At 40.2% G+C, this 17,148-nt stretch carries 12 protein-coding genes; 7 read left to right on the forward strand and 5 right to left on the reverse strand.

The annotated features are described in order from the left end of the window. Positions 1–23: 23 nt before the first annotated feature. Together AC056_RS09465 and AC056_RS09470 are read right to left on the reverse strand one after the other, a co-directional pair. A complete protein-coding gene (locus tag AC056_RS09465; protein WP_077163477.1) occupies positions 24–1,142 on the reverse strand; it encodes a PilT/PilU family type 4a pilus ATPase in 1,119 nt (372 codons plus the stop codon). Positions 1,143–1,169: 27 nt separating this feature from the next. Beyond that, entirely contained in the window at positions 1,170–2,207 is a 1,038-nt protein-coding gene (locus AC056_RS09470; RefSeq protein WP_019456823.1) for a type IV pilus twitching motility protein PilT, read from the reverse strand. A gap of 126 nt (positions 2,208–2,333) precedes the next feature. Here AC056_RS09470 and AC056_RS09475 point away from each other — a divergent pair, with 126 nt between their 5' ends. Beyond that, positions 2,334–3,026 carry a YggS family pyridoxal phosphate-dependent enzyme gene (locus tag AC056_RS09475; RefSeq protein WP_077163478.1) on the forward strand — a complete coding sequence of 231 codons (693 nt, stop codon included), beginning with the start codon at positions 2,334–2,336 and terminating at the stop codon, positions 3,024–3,026. 106 nt (positions 3,027–3,132) lie between these two features. After that, entirely contained in the window at positions 3,133–3,975 is an 843-nt protein-coding gene (locus tag AC056_RS09480) for an undecaprenyl-diphosphate phosphatase (RefSeq protein WP_068933939.1), read from the forward strand. 118 nt (positions 3,976–4,093) lie between these two features. Here AC056_RS09480 and AC056_RS09485 read toward each other — a convergent pair whose 3' ends face one another. Beyond that, positions 4,094–7,690, reverse strand: a complete 3,597-nt coding sequence (locus AC056_RS09485; RefSeq protein ID WP_077163479.1) for an AAA family ATPase — start codon at positions 7,688–7,690, stop codon at positions 4,094–4,096. A gap of 9 nt (positions 7,691–7,699) precedes the next feature. Further along, a complete protein-coding gene (locus tag AC056_RS09490; protein ID WP_039254350.1) occupies positions 7,700–8,968 on the reverse strand; it encodes an exonuclease SbcCD subunit D in 1,269 nt (422 codons plus the stop codon). A gap of 164 nt (positions 8,969–9,132) precedes the next feature. Between AC056_RS09490 and AC056_RS09495 the strand changes: the two genes are divergently transcribed. Further along, complete coding sequence (locus tag AC056_RS09495) at positions 9,133–9,606, forward strand: OsmC family protein (protein WP_039254347.1); 474 nt, start codon at positions 9,133–9,135, stop codon at positions 9,604–9,606. Between the two features lie 73 nt (positions 9,607–9,679). Here AC056_RS09495 and AC056_RS09500 read toward each other — a convergent pair whose 3' ends face one another. Then, positions 9,680–10,057 carry a VOC family protein gene (locus tag AC056_RS09500; RefSeq protein WP_077163480.1) on the reverse strand — a complete coding sequence of 126 codons (378 nt, stop codon included), beginning with the start codon at positions 10,055–10,057 and terminating at the stop codon, positions 9,680–9,682. Between the two features lie 219 nt (positions 10,058–10,276). Between AC056_RS09500 and AC056_RS09505 the strand changes: the two genes are divergently transcribed. From AC056_RS09505 to AC056_RS09520, 4 genes are read left to right on the forward strand one after another with little or no spacing between them, the layout of a single operon-like run. Further along, positions 10,277–11,743 (forward strand): DUF3375 domain-containing protein, encoded by a 1,467-nt coding sequence (locus AC056_RS09505; RefSeq protein WP_039254345.1) that lies wholly within the window; start codon positions 10,277–10,279, stop codon positions 11,741–11,743. Positions 11,744–11,755: 12 nt separating this feature from the next. Beyond that, on the forward strand, positions 11,756–12,541 hold the full coding sequence (locus AC056_RS09510) for a DUF4194 domain-containing protein (protein ID WP_039254343.1): 786 nt from the start codon (positions 11,756–11,758) through the stop codon (positions 12,539–12,541). Beyond that, positions 12,541–15,918, forward strand: coding sequence for an ATP-binding protein (locus AC056_RS09515; RefSeq protein ID WP_077163481.1), 3,378 nt, complete (start codon positions 12,541–12,543; stop codon positions 15,916–15,918). Before AC056_RS09510 ends, AC056_RS09515 begins: the two co-directional genes overlap by 1 nt. After that, positions 15,911–17,113, forward strand: coding sequence for a Wadjet anti-phage system protein JetD domain-containing protein (locus AC056_RS09520; RefSeq protein WP_077163482.1), 1,203 nt, complete (start codon positions 15,911–15,913; stop codon positions 17,111–17,113). Before AC056_RS09515 ends, AC056_RS09520 begins: the two co-directional genes overlap by 8 nt. Positions 17,114–17,148: the final 35 nt, after the last annotated feature.

Below are 17,148 nucleotides of genomic sequence, written 5' to 3' on the forward strand. Positions count from 1 at the left end.
ACCTTCCTTTTTTTATGAAGAAATTACTGACGATCAAAAGTTAAATGCTGTTTTTCGTCTGTTATTTGATCAGGACCTTCATTTGCAAGTTTAATCGTTAAACGTAAATCGTTTGGTGAGTCGGCATGTTTAAGCGCATCTTTATAAGTAATTTGGCCGGCTTTGTATAAATCAAATAAAGCTTGGTCAAAGGTCTGCATACCAAGCTCACGTGAGCGTTTCATCAAGTCCTTAATTTCATGAATTTCACCTTTACGGATATAGTCTGAAATTAATGGTGAGTTAATTAAAATCTCAATCGCAGCACGGCGTGAATTACCATCTGGCGTTGGAATAAGCTGCTGAGCAATCATGGCCTTTAAGTTGAGAGATAAGTCCATATAGAGCTGACTGTGGCGGTCACTTTCAAAGAAATGAATAATACGGTCGAGTGCTTGGTTGGCGTTGTTGGCGTGCATTGTGGCTAATACAAGGTGACCTGTTTCAGCAAAGCCAATCGCGTAGTCCATTACTTCACGAGAGCGGATCTCACCAATTAAGATGACATCGGGTGCTTGTCGTAAAGTATTTTTCAAAGCAATTTCGAACGAGTCAGTATCAATACCGACCTCACGCTGAGTAATAATACAGCCCGCATGTTCGTGAATAAACTCAATCGGGTCTTCAATAGTAATGATATGACCTTTAGAGTTATGGTTACGATGGCTGATCATTGAAGCCAACGAAGTCGATTTACCTGTACCTGTTGCGCCTACAAAAATAATAATGCCGCGTTTGGTCATTGATAAATCTTTAAGCACAGAAGGTAACTGTAAGTCATCAATCGAAGGAATTTTCGTTTCAATTCGACGTAGAACCATGCCCGGCATGTCGCGTTGCTGAAAAGCACTCACACGAAAACGTGCCGTTTTGTCACGATTCATAATGGCAAAGTTACATTCACGAGTGTCCGCAAATTCTTTACGCTGCTTCTCACTCATAATCGAATGTAAGAGCTGTCCAATCACTTCGCCAGAAAGGCTATTCTTTGAAATGGGAACAATTTGACCATTAATTTTCATAGATGGTGCAACACCATCTGTAATAAAAAGATCCGATGATTTTTTTTCAACCATCAGGTTGAGCAAGTCATTAAAATCCATAATTGTATTCTCGCTATTTTGTTATTTTTATAGGAATGATTCAGGTTGTTTAGCCGCAGTACGTGCAGTTTGTGGGCTAATTACGCCACGTGACACTAAACCTTTTAAGCTTTGGTCAAGCGTTGTCATGCCATAGTTAGCACCAGTTTGAATAGCTGAATACATTTGTGCGACTTTGTTTTCACGGATTAAGTTACGAATGGCAGGAATACCAATCATGATTTCATGTGCTGCCACACGACCGCCGCCGTTCTTTTTAAGCAGGGTTTGCGAAATAACGGCTTGCAAAGATTCAGACAGCATGGCACGTACCATGTCTTTTTCTTCGGCAGGGAATACGTCAATTACACGGTCAATGGTTTTAGCGGCAGATGTGGTATGAAGCGTACCAAATACCAAGTGACCTGTTTCGGCAGCTGTAAGGGCCAAACGAATCGTTTCAAGGTCACGCATCTCACCGACCAAAATAATATCTGGGTCTTCACGCAATGCTGAGCGAAGTGCTTCATTAAAGCCATGTGTATCACGATGGACTTCACGTTGGTTAATGAGGCATTTTTTTGATTGGTGTACAAATTCGATGGGGTCTTCAACCGTTAAAATATGGTCATAACGATTTTCATTAATGTAGTCCATCATCGCTGCAAGTGTGGTTGATTTACCCGAACCTGTTGGCCCTGTCACCAGTACAATCCCGCGAGGATAGTCGCAAATATCTTTAAAGATTTGACCTAAGCCTAAATCTTCCATGGTGAGTACTTTAGATGGAATGGTACGAAATACTGCGCCAGCACCACGGTTTTGGTTAAATGCGTTCACACGGAAACGTGCAACATTTGGTACTTCAAAAGAAAAGTCTGTTTCGAGTTTTTCTTCATAGTCACGGCGCTGTTTATCGTTCATGATGTCGTACACAAGGCGGTGGACATCTTTATGTTCTAAGGCTGGTAAGTTAATACGGCGAACTTCACCATCGACACGAATCATTGGTGGCATGCCAGCAGATAAGTGTAAATCGGACGCGCCATTTTTCACAGAGAAGGCGAGTAGCTCTGTAATATCCATAATTTCCCCAAGTAAATCAAAATATGTCATTATTTTGTAGAATAATATACGGCTTTCACTGAGGCTTACCAACACCTCACTTTAGGTGAAAAGCAAAAAAGTTTTTTGAAAATGAGAACCTTGTCAATGAATTACCTGCAAGATGCGCGGCAGCACGTATTACAGCAAATTAAAACTGCTTGTGAACATGCTCAGCGTGTGCCTGAAACTGTGCAACTTTTAGCCGTATCAAAAACACATCCAAGTGAAAGATTGCGTGAAATGTATGCAGCAGGGCAAAGGGCATTCGGCGAAAATTATTTACAAGAAGCTTTAGATAAAATTGAAGCTCTGCATGATTTAGACATTGAATGGCATTTTATTGGTCATGTTCAACGCAACAAAACTAAGCATTTGGCTGAAAAGTTTGATTGGGTACATGGTGTAGATCGTTTGATTATTGCAGAGCGTTTGTCTAACCAGCGTGGTGATGAGCAAGCTGCACTTAATATTTGTTTGCAAGTGAATATTGATGGGCAAGACAGTAAAGATGGCTGTGCGCCAGAAGACGTTGCTGAATTGGTTGCTCAAATTAGCCAACTGCCGAAAATTAAACTCCGCGGCTTAATGGTCATTCCGGCACCAGACAATACCGCTGCTTTCGCAGATGCCAAAAAGCTATTTGATGAGGTGAAAGGGCAACATGCTCATGCGCAAGACTGGGATACATTAAGCATGGGAATGTCAGGCGATTTAGATGCTGCAATTGCAGCAGGTTCAACCATGGTCCGTGTAGGAACGGCATTGTTTGGTAAGCGTGACCCGATTGAGAAAAAATAACTTTTACGGTTTAGCTAAATATTTTGTGGTGGAACTGTAATCAATTAATTTAAATTTAATTTTCCTCGCCTATAACCCAAATATTTTATATTTGAGTGTGTAATGTATGGATTTGTTGCATGTTTTCATTCTGGCAATAATTCAGGGTTTTGCTGAATTATTGCCAGTTTCTAGTTCCGCACACGTTATTTTAGCTGAAAAGTTAATGGGGTATGATCCATCTGCACCTGACATGACATTCTTACTTGTGATGTTGCATACAGGTACAATGTTTGCAGTGATCGTTTACTTTTGGAAATCTTGGAAAAAGACCTATTTTTCTTCTTGGGAAAGTTTTAAAAAACAAGCCTTCTATATTATTTTGGCAACGCTCATTACAGGCGTGCTTGGTTTAGCGCTCCAATCTATGATTAAACATGTGTTCTTCGGCGGCGCGAGTAGTTTCGAAATTGAGCACTTGTTTAGTAACTCAAAACTCATGGCGGCTGCGCTGATTTCGGCAGGTGTCCTGATTATTTTGTCTTCGCGCTTAGATCGCGGCCAGCAAGGTGAAATTAGTTTGCGTAGTGCTTCTATTATTGGGGCAGTGCAGGCGTTATGTTTACCTTTCCGTGGCTTTTCACGTTCTGGTGCAACCATCTCTACAGGGCTTTTTTTAGGGGTATCTCGCCAAAAGGCTGAAGAGTTCAGTTTTGCGTTGGCTGTGGTATTAACACCAGCAGTGATTTTAAAAGAATTATATCGTTTAGTTCACGCTCAAGGCTTACAAACTGTAGCTCATGGACAAGTGTTCCATTCGATGGTTCCAAGCTTGTTGGGTATGTGCTTTAGCTTTGGTGCTGGTCTTTTGGCGCTAAAATGGTTGTCTTCATGGTTAGAGCATGGCCGTTGGCATTTATTTGGTCTGTACTGTATTGGTTTCGCAATTGTCGTACTCTGCGTTAATTAATTTTTTGATGTTTTAAAATAAAAAATTAGCAAAAGACCATACAAGAAAAAGGGGCGTAAATAATACGCCCCTTTGTTCTATAAGATTCAATCAAATTTAAGATATGAAATCCTAATAATTAACCCACGACCTCAATGGTACTTGCACCAGCACCAAGTGGTTTCACTTGAATTTGTACAGGAATACGTTCATGCATTTCTTGAATGTGTGAAATGAGAATGACCTGACGTCCCTGATTTTGTAATTGGTCTAAAGCATTCATGACCATGTGCAAAGATGAGGCATCCAAAGTACCAAAACCTTCATCAATAAACAGTGATTCAATTTTCATTGAACCCGAGGCCATATTGGCAATCGCTAAAGACAAAGCCAGCGCAGTTAAGAATGACTCACCACCAGACAAAGAGGCAACTGAGCGAGTTTCCCCATCCATGTCGTGGTCAATAATCGCAAGACTTAAAGACTGATCTAGGCGTTTAAGCGTATAGCGCTGAGATAGCATCGCCAGTTGCTGGTTTGCATGTTCAACTAAAATATCTAGGTGATATTGCTGAGCGTAGTCGCGGAACTCTTTACCTTTGGCATCACCGATCAAGCCTGAAATTTTGCTCCAGCGATGTTCCTCTTGCTGAATATTTTGAATTTGCTCGGCGTATTGTTGCTGCTTGGCAAGATTTTGTTGGTGCACTTCAAGCTTAAGTTTAAGCCGATCACGTACTTCAAGTTGCGCTTTAAGCTCTGCAATATTGTCTTGAATAAGGCTAACGAGCTTTTCATGCTCAATATCTGGCTGAGTTTGTAAGTGCTCGCTTAATTGCTCTTGCATGGTTTTTAAGGCAGAAGAAGCTTCACTTAATAAACGCTCGACATGATTAAGTCGGTTACGAATGTCTTGCTCTTGAGCTGAATTAATTTGCATGAGCACTGTAAGATCAGATGCTTGAAAATCAGTGTGGGCTTTTAACCAGTTTTGAATTTGCTCATCAACCTGCTGCTGATGCCCCGCAGTGTGTTGATGTTGATGCTTGAGCTGATCGAGCGCCTGTTTTTGCTGCTCAAAGTGCTGTCTGGTTTGTTCAAAACGTTGTTTAGCCTCGTGATACGCCGTTTGTTGGTGTTGACGTTTAGCGTCATGCTCAATTAACCATTCGTGCGGTTTAATATCAGCGTGGCCTGTCATTTGTTGAATGAGCGACACCGCTTTTTCATTATTTTGTTGGCCTTTAAGCGTAATCTCTTTGAGATTTTGATCGATCTCATCAATTTGCTTGGTCAATTGCTCAAGGTTAGCAGCTAACATTTTAAGTTCTTGTTGCTGTTGTTCAAAACGCTGTGCAAGCTGTTCTTGTTGTTCAAGTTGCTTGGCGCGTGCATCAAGAATAGTCCAAGTTTGCTTAGCTGTTTGGCTACTTGCTTGCTGCCATGCGTGCTGTTCAGTTTTCGATAAACATTCAACAATATGTTGAACTTGTTGTTGCCATTGCTGTGCCGTATTGAGCAAGCTTTCATTATGCTGAATAGCTTGAACAAATTGATTATGTTGTTTTATCGCTTGGGTTAAGCGAAAGTTTTCTGAGTCAAATGAATTTATGGCAGTTTGCGCGGCTTGTCTGAGTTCGTTAAGCGTTTGCAAGATTTGTTCAGGAGCTTGATTAAGCTCAATGTGTAATTGATTGAGGTTAAACGCTTGCTCAAGCTCTTGCTGCAAGCTTGATTGTTTGGCTTTAAGTTGAGTTAAGTATTTCTGAACTTGTTCAAGTTCGGCACGACACTGAGTAAGTGCATGTTGCTGAGTTTGCCAGGCATTAAATTTAGTTTGCTCTAACGCTACTGCTTGTTGTTCTTGTTGTTGCTGTAAGTCGTATAAAGCTTTAGAGACTGCACTGTCATCAACACGATAGGGATGATGTGTACTTCCACAAACTAAACAAGCTTCACCTTCTTTGAGATTGGCTCGTAACTGCTCAATATTTTCGGTGTGTAATAAACGCTGCTGTTGCAGGATGTGCTGTAAATTTTCACGTTCAGTTTTTGCTGTTTGGTAGTCTTGTTCAGCTAACTGGCAAACGGTTTTCAGCTGCTGCTCTTGGCCTGAGGCCTGAGTTTGTTTTTCAGTGAATTGCTGAAGCTCAGCATATAGTTCATGATAAATTTTTATTTTTTGCTGAATCAGATCTAACTGCGTGATTTGAGCAAGTTTCTGATCTTTGTCTTTACGCTGTTGATCAAGCTTTAACTCAATCTGTTCAACGGTGCCTAGTGAAGCTGTCAGTTGTTCAAGTTCACTTTTAGCTTCCGATAGCTTTTGGCGAGCAGAGGCAGGGTTGCCAAGCTGTTGTTCAATCGCTTCATAATTTTGAATAAATTGTCCAAGCTGATGTAGATGTGCTGAGAGGCCTTTGTCTAATACAGCGTATTGCTGAGTCTGAGTAAGCTGCTGTTGTAAATGAATTTTGTTCTGCTCAAGTTGTACAATCTGCTGTTGCAAAATAATTTGCTGTTGTTGCAGTGGACTGAGTTTCTGCTCAAGTACATTTTTCTTTTCTTTGCACTTTTTATATTCATCGGCAATAAAATCACGTTGTTGAATAGACTGCCGAACTTGATTTAAAGCGTGTTGATGCTGTTGTTCAAAATCGAGCGTCTGTTTGAGCTGTTGTTCTGCAAGTTGATATTGTTTTTGTCCCGTTTCAAAAATTTGTACTAACTCATTAAACTTGGTTTGAGCTTGCTGAATTTGCGGCTCAAGTTGTTGTAGTGTTTGTAAATTTTGAGCTTGCTGAAAAACTTGTGGGTGTATTTCAGAGAAAACTTCGAGACGTTTTAATTGCTCGCGTTCACTAGCCAGTTGTTGATAGTGATTTTGCTGTGTTTGAAACTGTTGCTGTTTAGCCTGAACTTCTTGCTCAAGTTTGGCTTTACGTTCAAACCATTGTTGTTGTTTGTCTAAGACATTTTTTTGTTGTTCTAACTGCTGATGGTTTTGCTCGGCTTGCTGATATTGCTCGGTAAATGCAGCAATCTCTTCATCAGACAAAATTTCAATGTGGCCTAAGAACTCTTCAAGCTGTTTACGCTGCTTTGCAATATCGGCTGTTTTACGAAAAGCCAGTTCACCAATTTTAGCGAAGATACTGGAGTTGGTTAGGTACTCAAGTAATTCACCGCGTTCGCTATCTCGTGCTTTTAAAAATGCGGTTACTTCTGACTGGGCAAGTAATACGGCACGAGTAAACTGTTCAAAAGAAAGCTGGGTAATTTGTTTAACTTTTTCATCAACCGCTTTGGCTTTGTCTGCAAGTACCACACCATCGGTTAGGCATTTTAAGTGGCGCTGTACACTTTGTAATTTACCATTTGGGTTTTCACGTGCACGTTTAATTTCCCAACGAGCCAAATAACGCTTTTGATCTTGTGCGATAAAGCAAAGCTCAGCAAAACCATGCCCTGTACCACGGCGTAAGACAGTTAAAGGTGAGTTAGTGAGTAACTCTGAACCATCAACATCTTTTAATTTGCCATCACTGTCTTTCAAGCGAGGCACCCGATTAAATAAAGCCAGACACATCGCATCTAAAATGGTCGACTTACCTGCGCCTGTTTTCCCTACAATTGCAATGAGACCTGCATGGGCGAGAGGCGCGCTTTCAAAATCAATAAAGTGTTCATCAGAAAGAGATGCCAGATTTTTTATTCGAATGGATAAAATTTTCATGACATATCCTTAATGGCTTGCATCATTTTCAAGATTTTTTTGTGCTTCTTGTACCAGACTCAGAAAATCTTTTAAGACAGCATCATCGGCGCTGTAGCCTTGTTTTTCCCAGATATTTTGAAAGAGTTTTTCTGGTGTAGGAGGTTCGAGTGCAATGTGCTGGGTGGTATTTGCATCGGTCGCGTCTTTGTTCACATATTGACGTGAAATACGCACTAAACGATAGCGATCAGGCGGTAGGGCTGCTTCAAATTGCTGACGTAAATTCGGTTGCGGCGGTGTTAAACTATAGTATTCAATATCGACATATTCACGATGGTCAATATTTTCAACAACGCCATGTGGCAACGCTTTGAGTTGTTGCAGCACTTCATTTAATTCACCACGAATGCGGTGCAATTGTATGCAACGCGGAATTTCGACAGCTTCAAATTGCAAACGGTTATCTGTCTCTTGAGCTGGGTCAATTTTGACCTCAACCACTTGGTGCTTATAGTTAATTTCACTAAAAGAAAGCGGAATGGGTGAGCCGCTATAGCGAATATGCGGCTGACCTACTTTTTGTGGTTTATGTAAGTGCCCTAAAGCGACATAATCGACAGCATCTTCAAATAATGTCGTTGAAAGCGCTTCTTCATTACCAATAATAATTGGACGTTCAGAGTCGGACGTTTCCCCACCTTGCATATGGGCATGCGACATCAAAATAAGCGCTTGGTCTGGTGTTTTACGACGTTTGGCTTCGGCAATGAGTTGCTGGTGTAAATAGGCAATCGCATTTTTACTATTAGTGGTGTGTTCATTAAAACCCGTAATTTCGGCCGAGCGTAAAAAAGGCAAGGCAAGGCACCAAGCCACAATATCTTGATTTTGATTATAAATAGGTAAAAGTAGTCGATCGAGATCTAGGGTTTTATCTTCATTCCAGCGAACCACGCCCACGGTTTTTGCATTGTATTTTTCTAAAAGTGGTTCGACCTGTTCAATACGGTAGCCTGAGTCATGGTTACCCGCAATCATGAGCGTTTGCATGTGCGGCGCAATGCGATGTGCATCTGCTAAAAATTGATAGAGTTGTTTTTGTGCTTGAGAACCAGGGTTAATCACATCAAAAATATCGCCAGCGATGAGCAGGGCATGCGGTTGTTTTTCTTGTATTTGAGTGAGTAACCAGCTTAAAAATTGTTGGTGTTCGTAGTGGCGTGAATGATTATAAAAAAACTGCCCCAAATGCCAGTCAGAAGTATGTAGAAAATGTACGGACATAGAAACAGACATCAAGCCAAAATAAACACAGATACGTTAGCATAAATTGGCAGGAGATTTTATCAAGACATTTTAAAGTGCTCGTTATTTAAGCCAGCCGTAATACCTGAATTAAATTGTTCCTTTTAAACCCTGCTTTGTTACTATCAGATCAAACCATGAACTTTGAGAACAAAATGACTATTCATAAATATGAAGTAAAAATACAGTGGGAAGGCAATACGGGCACAGGTACTTCATCTTATCGTTCATATAAACGAGACTTTAGTATTCAACATCCTCAAAAAGCCACGATTGAAGGTTCATCAGACCCAGCCTATTTAGGTGATGTGACCAGATGGAACCCTGAAGATTTATTGGTCGCTTCAGCTTCAGCCTGCCATAAACTTTGGTATTTACACCTATGTGCGGTCAACCATATTCACGTACTGAGTTATGTCGATAAAGCACTTGGTTTTATGGAAGATGCAGATCCCGTTAAACGCGGTCACTTTACTCAAATTATTTTAAAGCCCGAGGTTGTTTTGGAAAAAGGTGCTGACCAAGAGCTTGCTGCAAAACTGCATGAAGAAGCACATCATGAATGCATGATTGCCAATTCGGTAAATTTCCCAATTACATGTGAAGCCAGCTTTAGTTTTGCTGAGTAATTAATATGAAATAGCCACCGTTTAAAGGCGGTGGCTATACATTAAAAATAAATAGAGTGGTTAGATAAAATCTTTAAGCTGCATTTTCATCGGCTTGAAAAATACCAAAAACATTGTGTTCTAAATCGACAAAGTAACCATGCCAAGCGCGACCGGGAATGGCGAATTTATCCATTGCCACAATGCCACCTTGGGCTAAAATTTTTGCAGCAACTTCATCGAAGTTTTCCACATGAACTGAACAGGTAAATGCATTGGTGCCATATTCCATTGGAGGCGTTTGAGCGGGACGTTTTAAAAGGCCGCCCATAATTGAAGGGGTTTCGATACGGTAGTATTCAATCGGTAAGTTTGGATCTAATTTAAATTGCCAGCCGAACACAGCTTGATAAAACTGCGCGTCGCGAGCAGGGTTTGAAGACTGGATTTCAAAATAGGCAATGTTGTTCATGTTTAGCTTTGTATTTTATTCCTTTAATAAATTGTATCCTAGAATATACTTAAGATTAAGCATATCTATGTATTTGGTTTAATTTAAATTTTATATAAACAAACGTTATCATCATATAAAGAATACGACATTTTATGTCGCTTACTCTAATTCCTCTAGTATAGGTTTATTAAAAATTTAATTATTATAAAACATTATATTTATAACTAATGAAAATATATGAATATTCAGGGAATACAGGCAACTTACCGCCGTTTATATCATGAAAGTTCAGTCTGGAAATTATTAAGGGCGGAAAATGCACCACTCATTCTAGCATTTATTGCAGATCTATTTGCGGAAAAAGCCGAAGTTCTGTATGGACATGCCAGAAGCCTACTTGATGAGTTTATCAAATATAGTCGTGAACAAGGACTGTGGCAAACTGAAAATAATGCAGCCTACTATTTAAATAGTTGGATTAAGGCAGGTTGGTTGCGTGAAATGGATGACTTACTAAGCAAGACCGATACCAGTGAAACAGTATTACGTTTTTGTCGCAATCTGGATGAACGGCATAGCAGTACCACTGCGTCACATTTAAGAATTGTACAGGATGCTGTTCGGGATTTTGTAGTGGCTATTAGTGACAATATTGACGATCGGGTGGCCTTGTTAGAACAAAAGAAAGCACAGATTCAACAGGAAATTGATGATCTGCATGCGGGGGTAGTTATGCAGCTCAATGAAACGGAGCAACGAGAACGAATTCGGGAGATTTATCAACTTGCTTCTATTTTAACAGGTGATTTTAGACGAGTTGAAGATGAAATTCGTCAGTTAGACAAAGAGTTAAGGGTTGAGATGATTGGGGGCAACGCTGCACGAGGTGAGGTGTTACTTGCATTGATGCAAAAAGAACAACTACTTGCCAAGAGCGATGCGGGTAGTGCTTTTGATGGCTTTTGTCAATTATTGCAGGATCAGGATCGTTCCACTGAATTTCGGGAACAGCTACGCAGTATTCTCAATCATCCTGTGGCACAACAGCTCAGTGAAGCACAAAAGAAATATTTAGGGCAACTCATGCGTGAATTGGCACGGGAAAGTAGTAGGGTCTTTCAGGTACGTTGTAGAACAGAAGAGGGCCTTCGGGCATATATTGAAAGCGGTGCTGCACTGGAAAATCGTATGATTGATTGCTTACTGTCTCAATTAGAAAAGCAGGCGGTGAATTTAACACTGGAACAGCAATTTGATTTAAAGACTGAAACACAGATGTATTTAGCCGTAGGTTCGGTTCAAGTTGGCTCACCAGAGAATTTTGCATTGAAAAGTCCTAATGAGCATATGGATACACGAGGCGTACAGCAGCAGCAAAATCGTAAAGAACCAAGTGCTCAGATGCTGCAATATTTGGACAGTGTACAGGTTCGGATGATTGCTGAAAAAACACACAATACTTTGCTAAAAAAAGGTGTCATGAGTATTGCCAATTTAACTCAAGAACATCCATTACAGGCAGGTCTAGAGGAGTTAGTGGCGTATTTGCGTATTGCCAAAGCCATTAAAGCGCCTCAATTGACAGAAAAAAATGAGCAGATTCAGTTTAGGGACCAACATGGTGTGAACCTGCAAGCCAGTATCCCGACCTATTATTTAAGTGCTGAATTATTTCCTGAAAATTTAGATGAACTGACATTATAAGAGTGTAGAGAGATGCAACCACAAAAAAGCAGTTTTTTTGACAGAGTACGTCGCCCATCATCTGATGAAAATCATGAGATTCAATCGCAGTGCATCGCGGAAGTCGAAGATGAGTTTACACGGGTTGAAGTGGATCAAGAGCTAGAAAATGATCCTCAGGCAAGCGATGAACTGTCTAGTATGCCGCATGAGGCCAGACGGGTTTTGGTCTATTTGATACGGCATGGAACAATTTTGGCAGCTGAAAACCTGAAACTGTTTGATGTGTTATGTCGTTATGAAACAGCGATTCGTCAACATCTTGCCGAAGTGTATATTCAACTAATTTTAGATGCCAGACAGGGCGTTGCCTATATTATTAATGTGGAAAGCATTGGTAATGAAAATGATAATAGTCCATTATCAGATGATTTTCCTACACTGATTCGTAAACGTACTTTGACTTTGTATGATACCTTGGTTCTGCTAATTTTACGTAAATATTATCAGGAACGAGAAACCGCAGGTGAGCAAAAAATTATTATTGATCTGGAGCGGATTCAGGGAAATTTAATTCCTTTTATTCCGATTACCAATCATGAAAGTAAAGATATTAAAAAATTAAGTGGTACTTTGGATAAATTTAGTGAAAAGAAAATACTTAGTGTGATACGTGGTGAAGAGGGGCGTTATGAAATTACACCGATTATCCGTTATGTGGTCAATGCCGAATTTCTACAAAGTTTATTAAGCGAATATAAGCAATTGGCGGATAAAACAGCTCTGCATCAATCTGAACAAAATAAAGGAAAAGTATAATGCAAGAGATGACTTTGGATACCTTATTTGCTCAGGGACAAATTCGTTTGGCAGAAATTTCAGTGTTTAACTGGGGGTCATTTCACAATTTGCACACGGCTCGTATTGATCCTGAGGGAACATTAATTACAGGGGATAATGGAGCAGGAAAATCTACTTTTATTGATGGGTTGATGGCGTTATTACAACCTGCCAGCAAAGCCAGTTTTAACGTGGCAGCAGCACAGGGCGACCGTTCTGATCGTTCACTTGTGACTTATATGCGAGGCAGTTACGGCTCTGAGCATGATGGTTCAAGTACTAAAGTCAAAAGCAAGCGGGAAAAAGCCGTGACTACGGCACTTCGAGCATTCTATACCGCAGAGGATGGTTCGCAGATTACCCTGATTGGACTCTTCTGGATTGGACAGGGCAAAAATTCGCTCAGTGATGTCAATCGTTTATATATGATTGCCAGTCGCAATGTGTTGCTTACTGAAGTATTGGATATTTTTGCCGATGGTAATACTCGCCAACTGAAACAGCATTTTAATCCAAAAACCGATCAACGCATTCATTATTTTGATAATGATTTTAAAAGCTATCAGGACATGTATCGTAAATATCTATTTATGGATAATCAGAATGCACCTGCATTGCTTGCTCGGGCATTAGGATTAAAGAAAATTGATGATTTGACCAAGCTGATTCGGGAACTGGTGTTGGAACCCAGCAATTTAAGGGAAACTGCTCAGACGGCTGTCAATGAATTTGCTGATTTAGAGGCAAATTATAAGCATCTGGTAGATACTCGGGAACAAGTCGAACATCTACAACGTTTGCCACAATGTGCTGAACAGATTGCCGAATTGACACAGCATTTGGCGCAACTTCATCTGGAAAAACAATCTATTAATGCTTATTTGGGTGAATTGTTTGCTGCATTATGGACAGAGAAATTACAGCAACTTGAGCAGGAATTGTTACAGCTCAATCAACAGTTTCAGCAGATTGAACAGCAGGAACAGGATGCAGAAATACGGCAAGAACGTTGTCATGAAGAATATTTGCAACTCGGGGGAAACCAGATTGAAAACTTACATAAAGAGCTAGGCTTTATCGCCGATAAGCTTAAAAGTTTGGTCTTGGAGGCATCTCGGTATCAGGATGATGCCCGACAATTACAGCTTTCTGATGATTTAACTGAACATCGTTTGCTGGAAAACCATGAGATAGCGACTGAAGAACTGGTCAATATTGAACAGAATACCAAGCAACGCCAAGATGAATTTGCCGAAGTCAGTGGTAAATATGCACAAACTCAGCAACAACTCAAGGATATTCAGGAAGATATTCAGGAAATGGAAGCCAGACCTGACAGTAATATCCATGATGTGCATTTACTGCGTTTACGTGATGAATTAAAACAGCATCTATCTTTTGATGAACATGAACTGATGTTTATTGGAGAGTTGATTGATGTTAAAGATTGCGAAAAAGCATGGCAGGGAGCCATTGAACGAGCACTAGGCGGACTCAAAACCACTTTACTTGTGCCACAGGATCGCTATTCCATGGTGACTAAATGGGTCAATGCCCGTAATAATAAAACCCATGTGCGTTTACAAGTGGTCAATACAAAGCAAGTAGAGCATGTCCATTTTAAAGACAATGGTTTTCTGGGTAAATTACTTTGGCGAGAACACGCCTATCGTGACTGGTTAAAACAGCATTTACAGCGTTTCGATTTAAATTGTGTGAGTGATACCCAAACACTGGATCATACACCATTTTCCATGACCCAACAGGGCTTGATTCATTTGGAAAGAGGGCGCTTCGAGAAAAAAGACCAACAACGTATTGATGAGCGTAAAGCATGGTGTCTGGGTTTTTCTAATACTTCTCGTCTAAACTTACTCAAACATGAATATAGTCAGTTAGAACAACAGCTTAAACAACAATACCAACAGATTGAACAGGCTCGGCAGTTACTCAATAATATTAATCAGCAAAAAGGCTTATGGGAAAGGTTGCAGCGTTATCAATGGGATGCCATTAATTTACCATATTGGCAACAACGCCAGCAGCAGACGCAGCAGGATTTGCAGCGTTTACAACAGGCAGATTCCGATGCTGAACAGGCTCACCAGCGTTGGGAAGCGGCAAAAAATGAATTAAAACAGATTCGCTTACAAAAAGGCGAGTCGCAAAAAATCCGAGGTCAATTAGAACAGCAAAATGGTGATACCCAGTTAAAACAGCAAAAAGCCCAACAAGCAGCTGAGCAGGGAATGAGTGATGATGCCCGACAGTTATTGAAACAACGGATCGGTGAAGTCAAACAACTGGATGATGCGTTGCAGGCAGAAATCGAACGAAAACTTGAGCGTTTAATTGGGCAGACAAATGACCAAAAAACGACGATCAGTAATACCGCCAATGGTATTATGGTGTCATTCCGCAGTAAAGATAAATGGACACATATCCCATTACAACGAGAATGGGCAACAGGTTTGGTAGCGCTAGATGACTATGTCGCTTATTTACAGGAGTTACAGCGGGAAGGTTTGCCGAATTTGGTTGAACTATTCCAACAACGTCTACATAAACATACTACTCAATCTTTAAGTGTGATTCAGGATAAATTGAATGTCAATCGGGAAGAAATTATTGACCGAATTGACATGATTAATCAGGTATTACAACGCACGGAATTTAAGCTCGGTAGCTATTTAAGACTTGGCTATAAGAAAGAAAAATATCCACATGTACAGGATTTCGAACAACGTTTAAAACAGGTTCTGGCTGGTGTAAATAGTGAAGAATATGAACGTCGTTTTAAACAGTTGGCGGAGTTGATGGCGATTTTGGACAAGGCCAGCAGCTCGGCAACCGCCAATAATCAGGAAAGTCTACGTTTGCTTGATCCTCGTTATCAAATGTCATTTCATGCAGAAGAAGTGGATGCACAAACAGGGGTAATACGAGATGTGCTTGAGTCTTCCAGCGGTAAATCGGGAGGTGAAAAAGAATCCTTTGCAGGCACGATTGTCGCAGCAAGTCTAGCTTATGTACTGACACCGGATGGCTATGATTATCCAATTTATAGCACTGTGTTTTTAGATGAGGCCTTTTCCAACACTGCCGAAGCGGTCAGCCGCCGTGTACTAAAGGTATTTAAAGCACTCAAAATTCATGTCAATCTAATTACGCCTTACAAAAACCTAAATCTGGCGCGTGAATCAGCTCGATCATTATTAATTGCTGAGCGTGATATTGACCAACATGAAAGTCATTTATGTGAAGTCACATGGCAAGAGATTGATGAACGGATGCAGCAACACAAACAGACAGTAGCAGCAGAGGCTGAACAACTTGGAATTCAGCTTTATGGCTAGAACAGCAGTATGGGGACTTTTGCCTGATGATGCCATTGCCCAATTACGCAAGAAAGAATGGGATCATCAAAGGCATTTAAAACAACGCTTGCGTCATCAACGTCCATTCCCGATTGTACTTTCACTCAAAGCCCCGACAGGCCAGCAGGCAATGAGCAATTTGGATCATTTCCATACATTTTTTAAGGCATGGAAAAATTTTGTCTATCCTGATCTGGTGGAATGGCAACAACGTCAATTCAAACAGTTGGCAACACAACAAGTCCCTGTTAAGTTGATAATTCCTACATTGGATGTCATGGTGGATGTGCTAGGACAGCAACAGCGATTTAAAAAAATTTCAGATAAAATTTCCTATTTGTTACTGCAGCCATTTGTACAGCCACAAGTGGAATATGCTTTGTTCTGTACATTAATTGAATATTTGGAACTGCTTGAAAAATATCGTGAGGCAGACTGGCAATTGCTGATCCAGTTGATTTCCCAGCTTAAAGCAAATATGGGAGCAGGACATTATTTAAGAGCATTACCTTTGCAGCATGTTGATACCAAGTTTTTAGAAAGAAATGTGCTGTTGGTCGAAGCCATTTGTGATGTCTTATACCATGGAGAAGTACAGGCAGCAGGTGGATTACTAAATTGGCTCAATTGCCTGGATCATCCGAAAGGCTGGCTGATGATCAAACCTTTATGTACCCTAGTGCAACAGTCATTGGGAGGACTGCCAGTTTTTCAGCTTTCTACCGATGTATTGATACAATTTGAATTGCCTGCTCAACATATTATTGTGATTGAAAATATTCAGTCAGGTTTAGCTTTACCTGTGATGGAAAATACGATAGTTGTCTGTGGCGGTGGTAAAAATATTAAATGGCTAGATGCACCTTGGCTACAAAATAAACAAGTATATTACTGGGGTGATATTGATTCCGAAGGATTAAATATCCTGAGCATGGTACGACACAAAGTTCCGGATGTTATTCCTTTGATGATGAATGAAGCCACTCTATTACAATTTCAGGATAAAATGGTGGATGAGCCTGATTCAGTTTTTCTTGAACCTAAATATTTAACAGACGAAGAATTAATATTATTTCATCAATTAAGAAGTAAGTCTTATATCAATAAACGTCTAGAACAAGAAAGAATCACTAATGATTGGATCAGAGAAAATTTAAAAAGGCAAATTAAATAATACTATTATATTTGATTAAAAATAAAAACCGACGA

It is taken from the genome of Acinetobacter genomosp. 33YU (assembly GCF_001990725.1).
GTDB lineage: Bacteria > Pseudomonadota > Gammaproteobacteria > Pseudomonadales > Moraxellaceae > Acinetobacter > Acinetobacter seifertii.

Excerpts from the sequence above, each read along its gene's own strand:
- AC056_RS09465 (WP_077163477.1), bottom strand. The coding sequence starts at position 1,142 with ATGGATTTTAATGACTTGCTCAACCTGATGGTTGAAAAAAAATCATCG.
- AC056_RS09470 (WP_019456823.1), bottom strand. The coding sequence starts at position 2,207 with ATGGATATTACAGAGCTACTCGCCTTCTCTGTGAAAAATGGCGCGTCC.
- AC056_RS09475 (WP_077163478.1), top strand. The coding sequence starts at position 2,334 with ATGAATTACCTGCAAGATGCGCGGCAGCACGTATTACAGCAAATTAAA.
- AC056_RS09480 (WP_068933939.1), top strand. The coding sequence starts at position 3,133 with ATGGATTTGTTGCATGTTTTCATTCTGGCAATAATTCAGGGTTTTGCT.
- AC056_RS09485 (WP_077163479.1), bottom strand. The coding sequence starts at position 7,690 with ATGAAAATTTTATCCATTCGAATAAAAAATCTGGCATCTCTTTCTGAT.
- AC056_RS09490 (WP_039254350.1), bottom strand. The coding sequence starts at position 8,968 with ATGTCTGTTTCTATGTCCGTACATTTTCTACATACTTCTGACTGGCAT.
- AC056_RS09495 (WP_039254347.1), top strand. The coding sequence starts at position 9,133 with ATGACTATTCATAAATATGAAGTAAAAATACAGTGGGAAGGCAATACG.
- AC056_RS09500 (WP_077163480.1), bottom strand. The coding sequence starts at position 10,057 with ATGAACAACATTGCCTATTTTGAAATCCAGTCTTCAAACCCTGCTCGC.
- AC056_RS09505 (WP_039254345.1), top strand. The coding sequence starts at position 10,277 with ATGAATATTCAGGGAATACAGGCAACTTACCGCCGTTTATATCATGAA.
- AC056_RS09510 (WP_039254343.1), top strand. The coding sequence starts at position 11,756 with ATGCAACCACAAAAAAGCAGTTTTTTTGACAGAGTACGTCGCCCATCA.
- AC056_RS09515 (WP_077163481.1), top strand. The coding sequence starts at position 12,541 with ATGCAAGAGATGACTTTGGATACCTTATTTGCTCAGGGACAAATTCGT.
- AC056_RS09520 (WP_077163482.1), top strand. The coding sequence starts at position 15,911 with ATGGCTAGAACAGCAGTATGGGGACTTTTGCCTGATGATGCCATTGCC.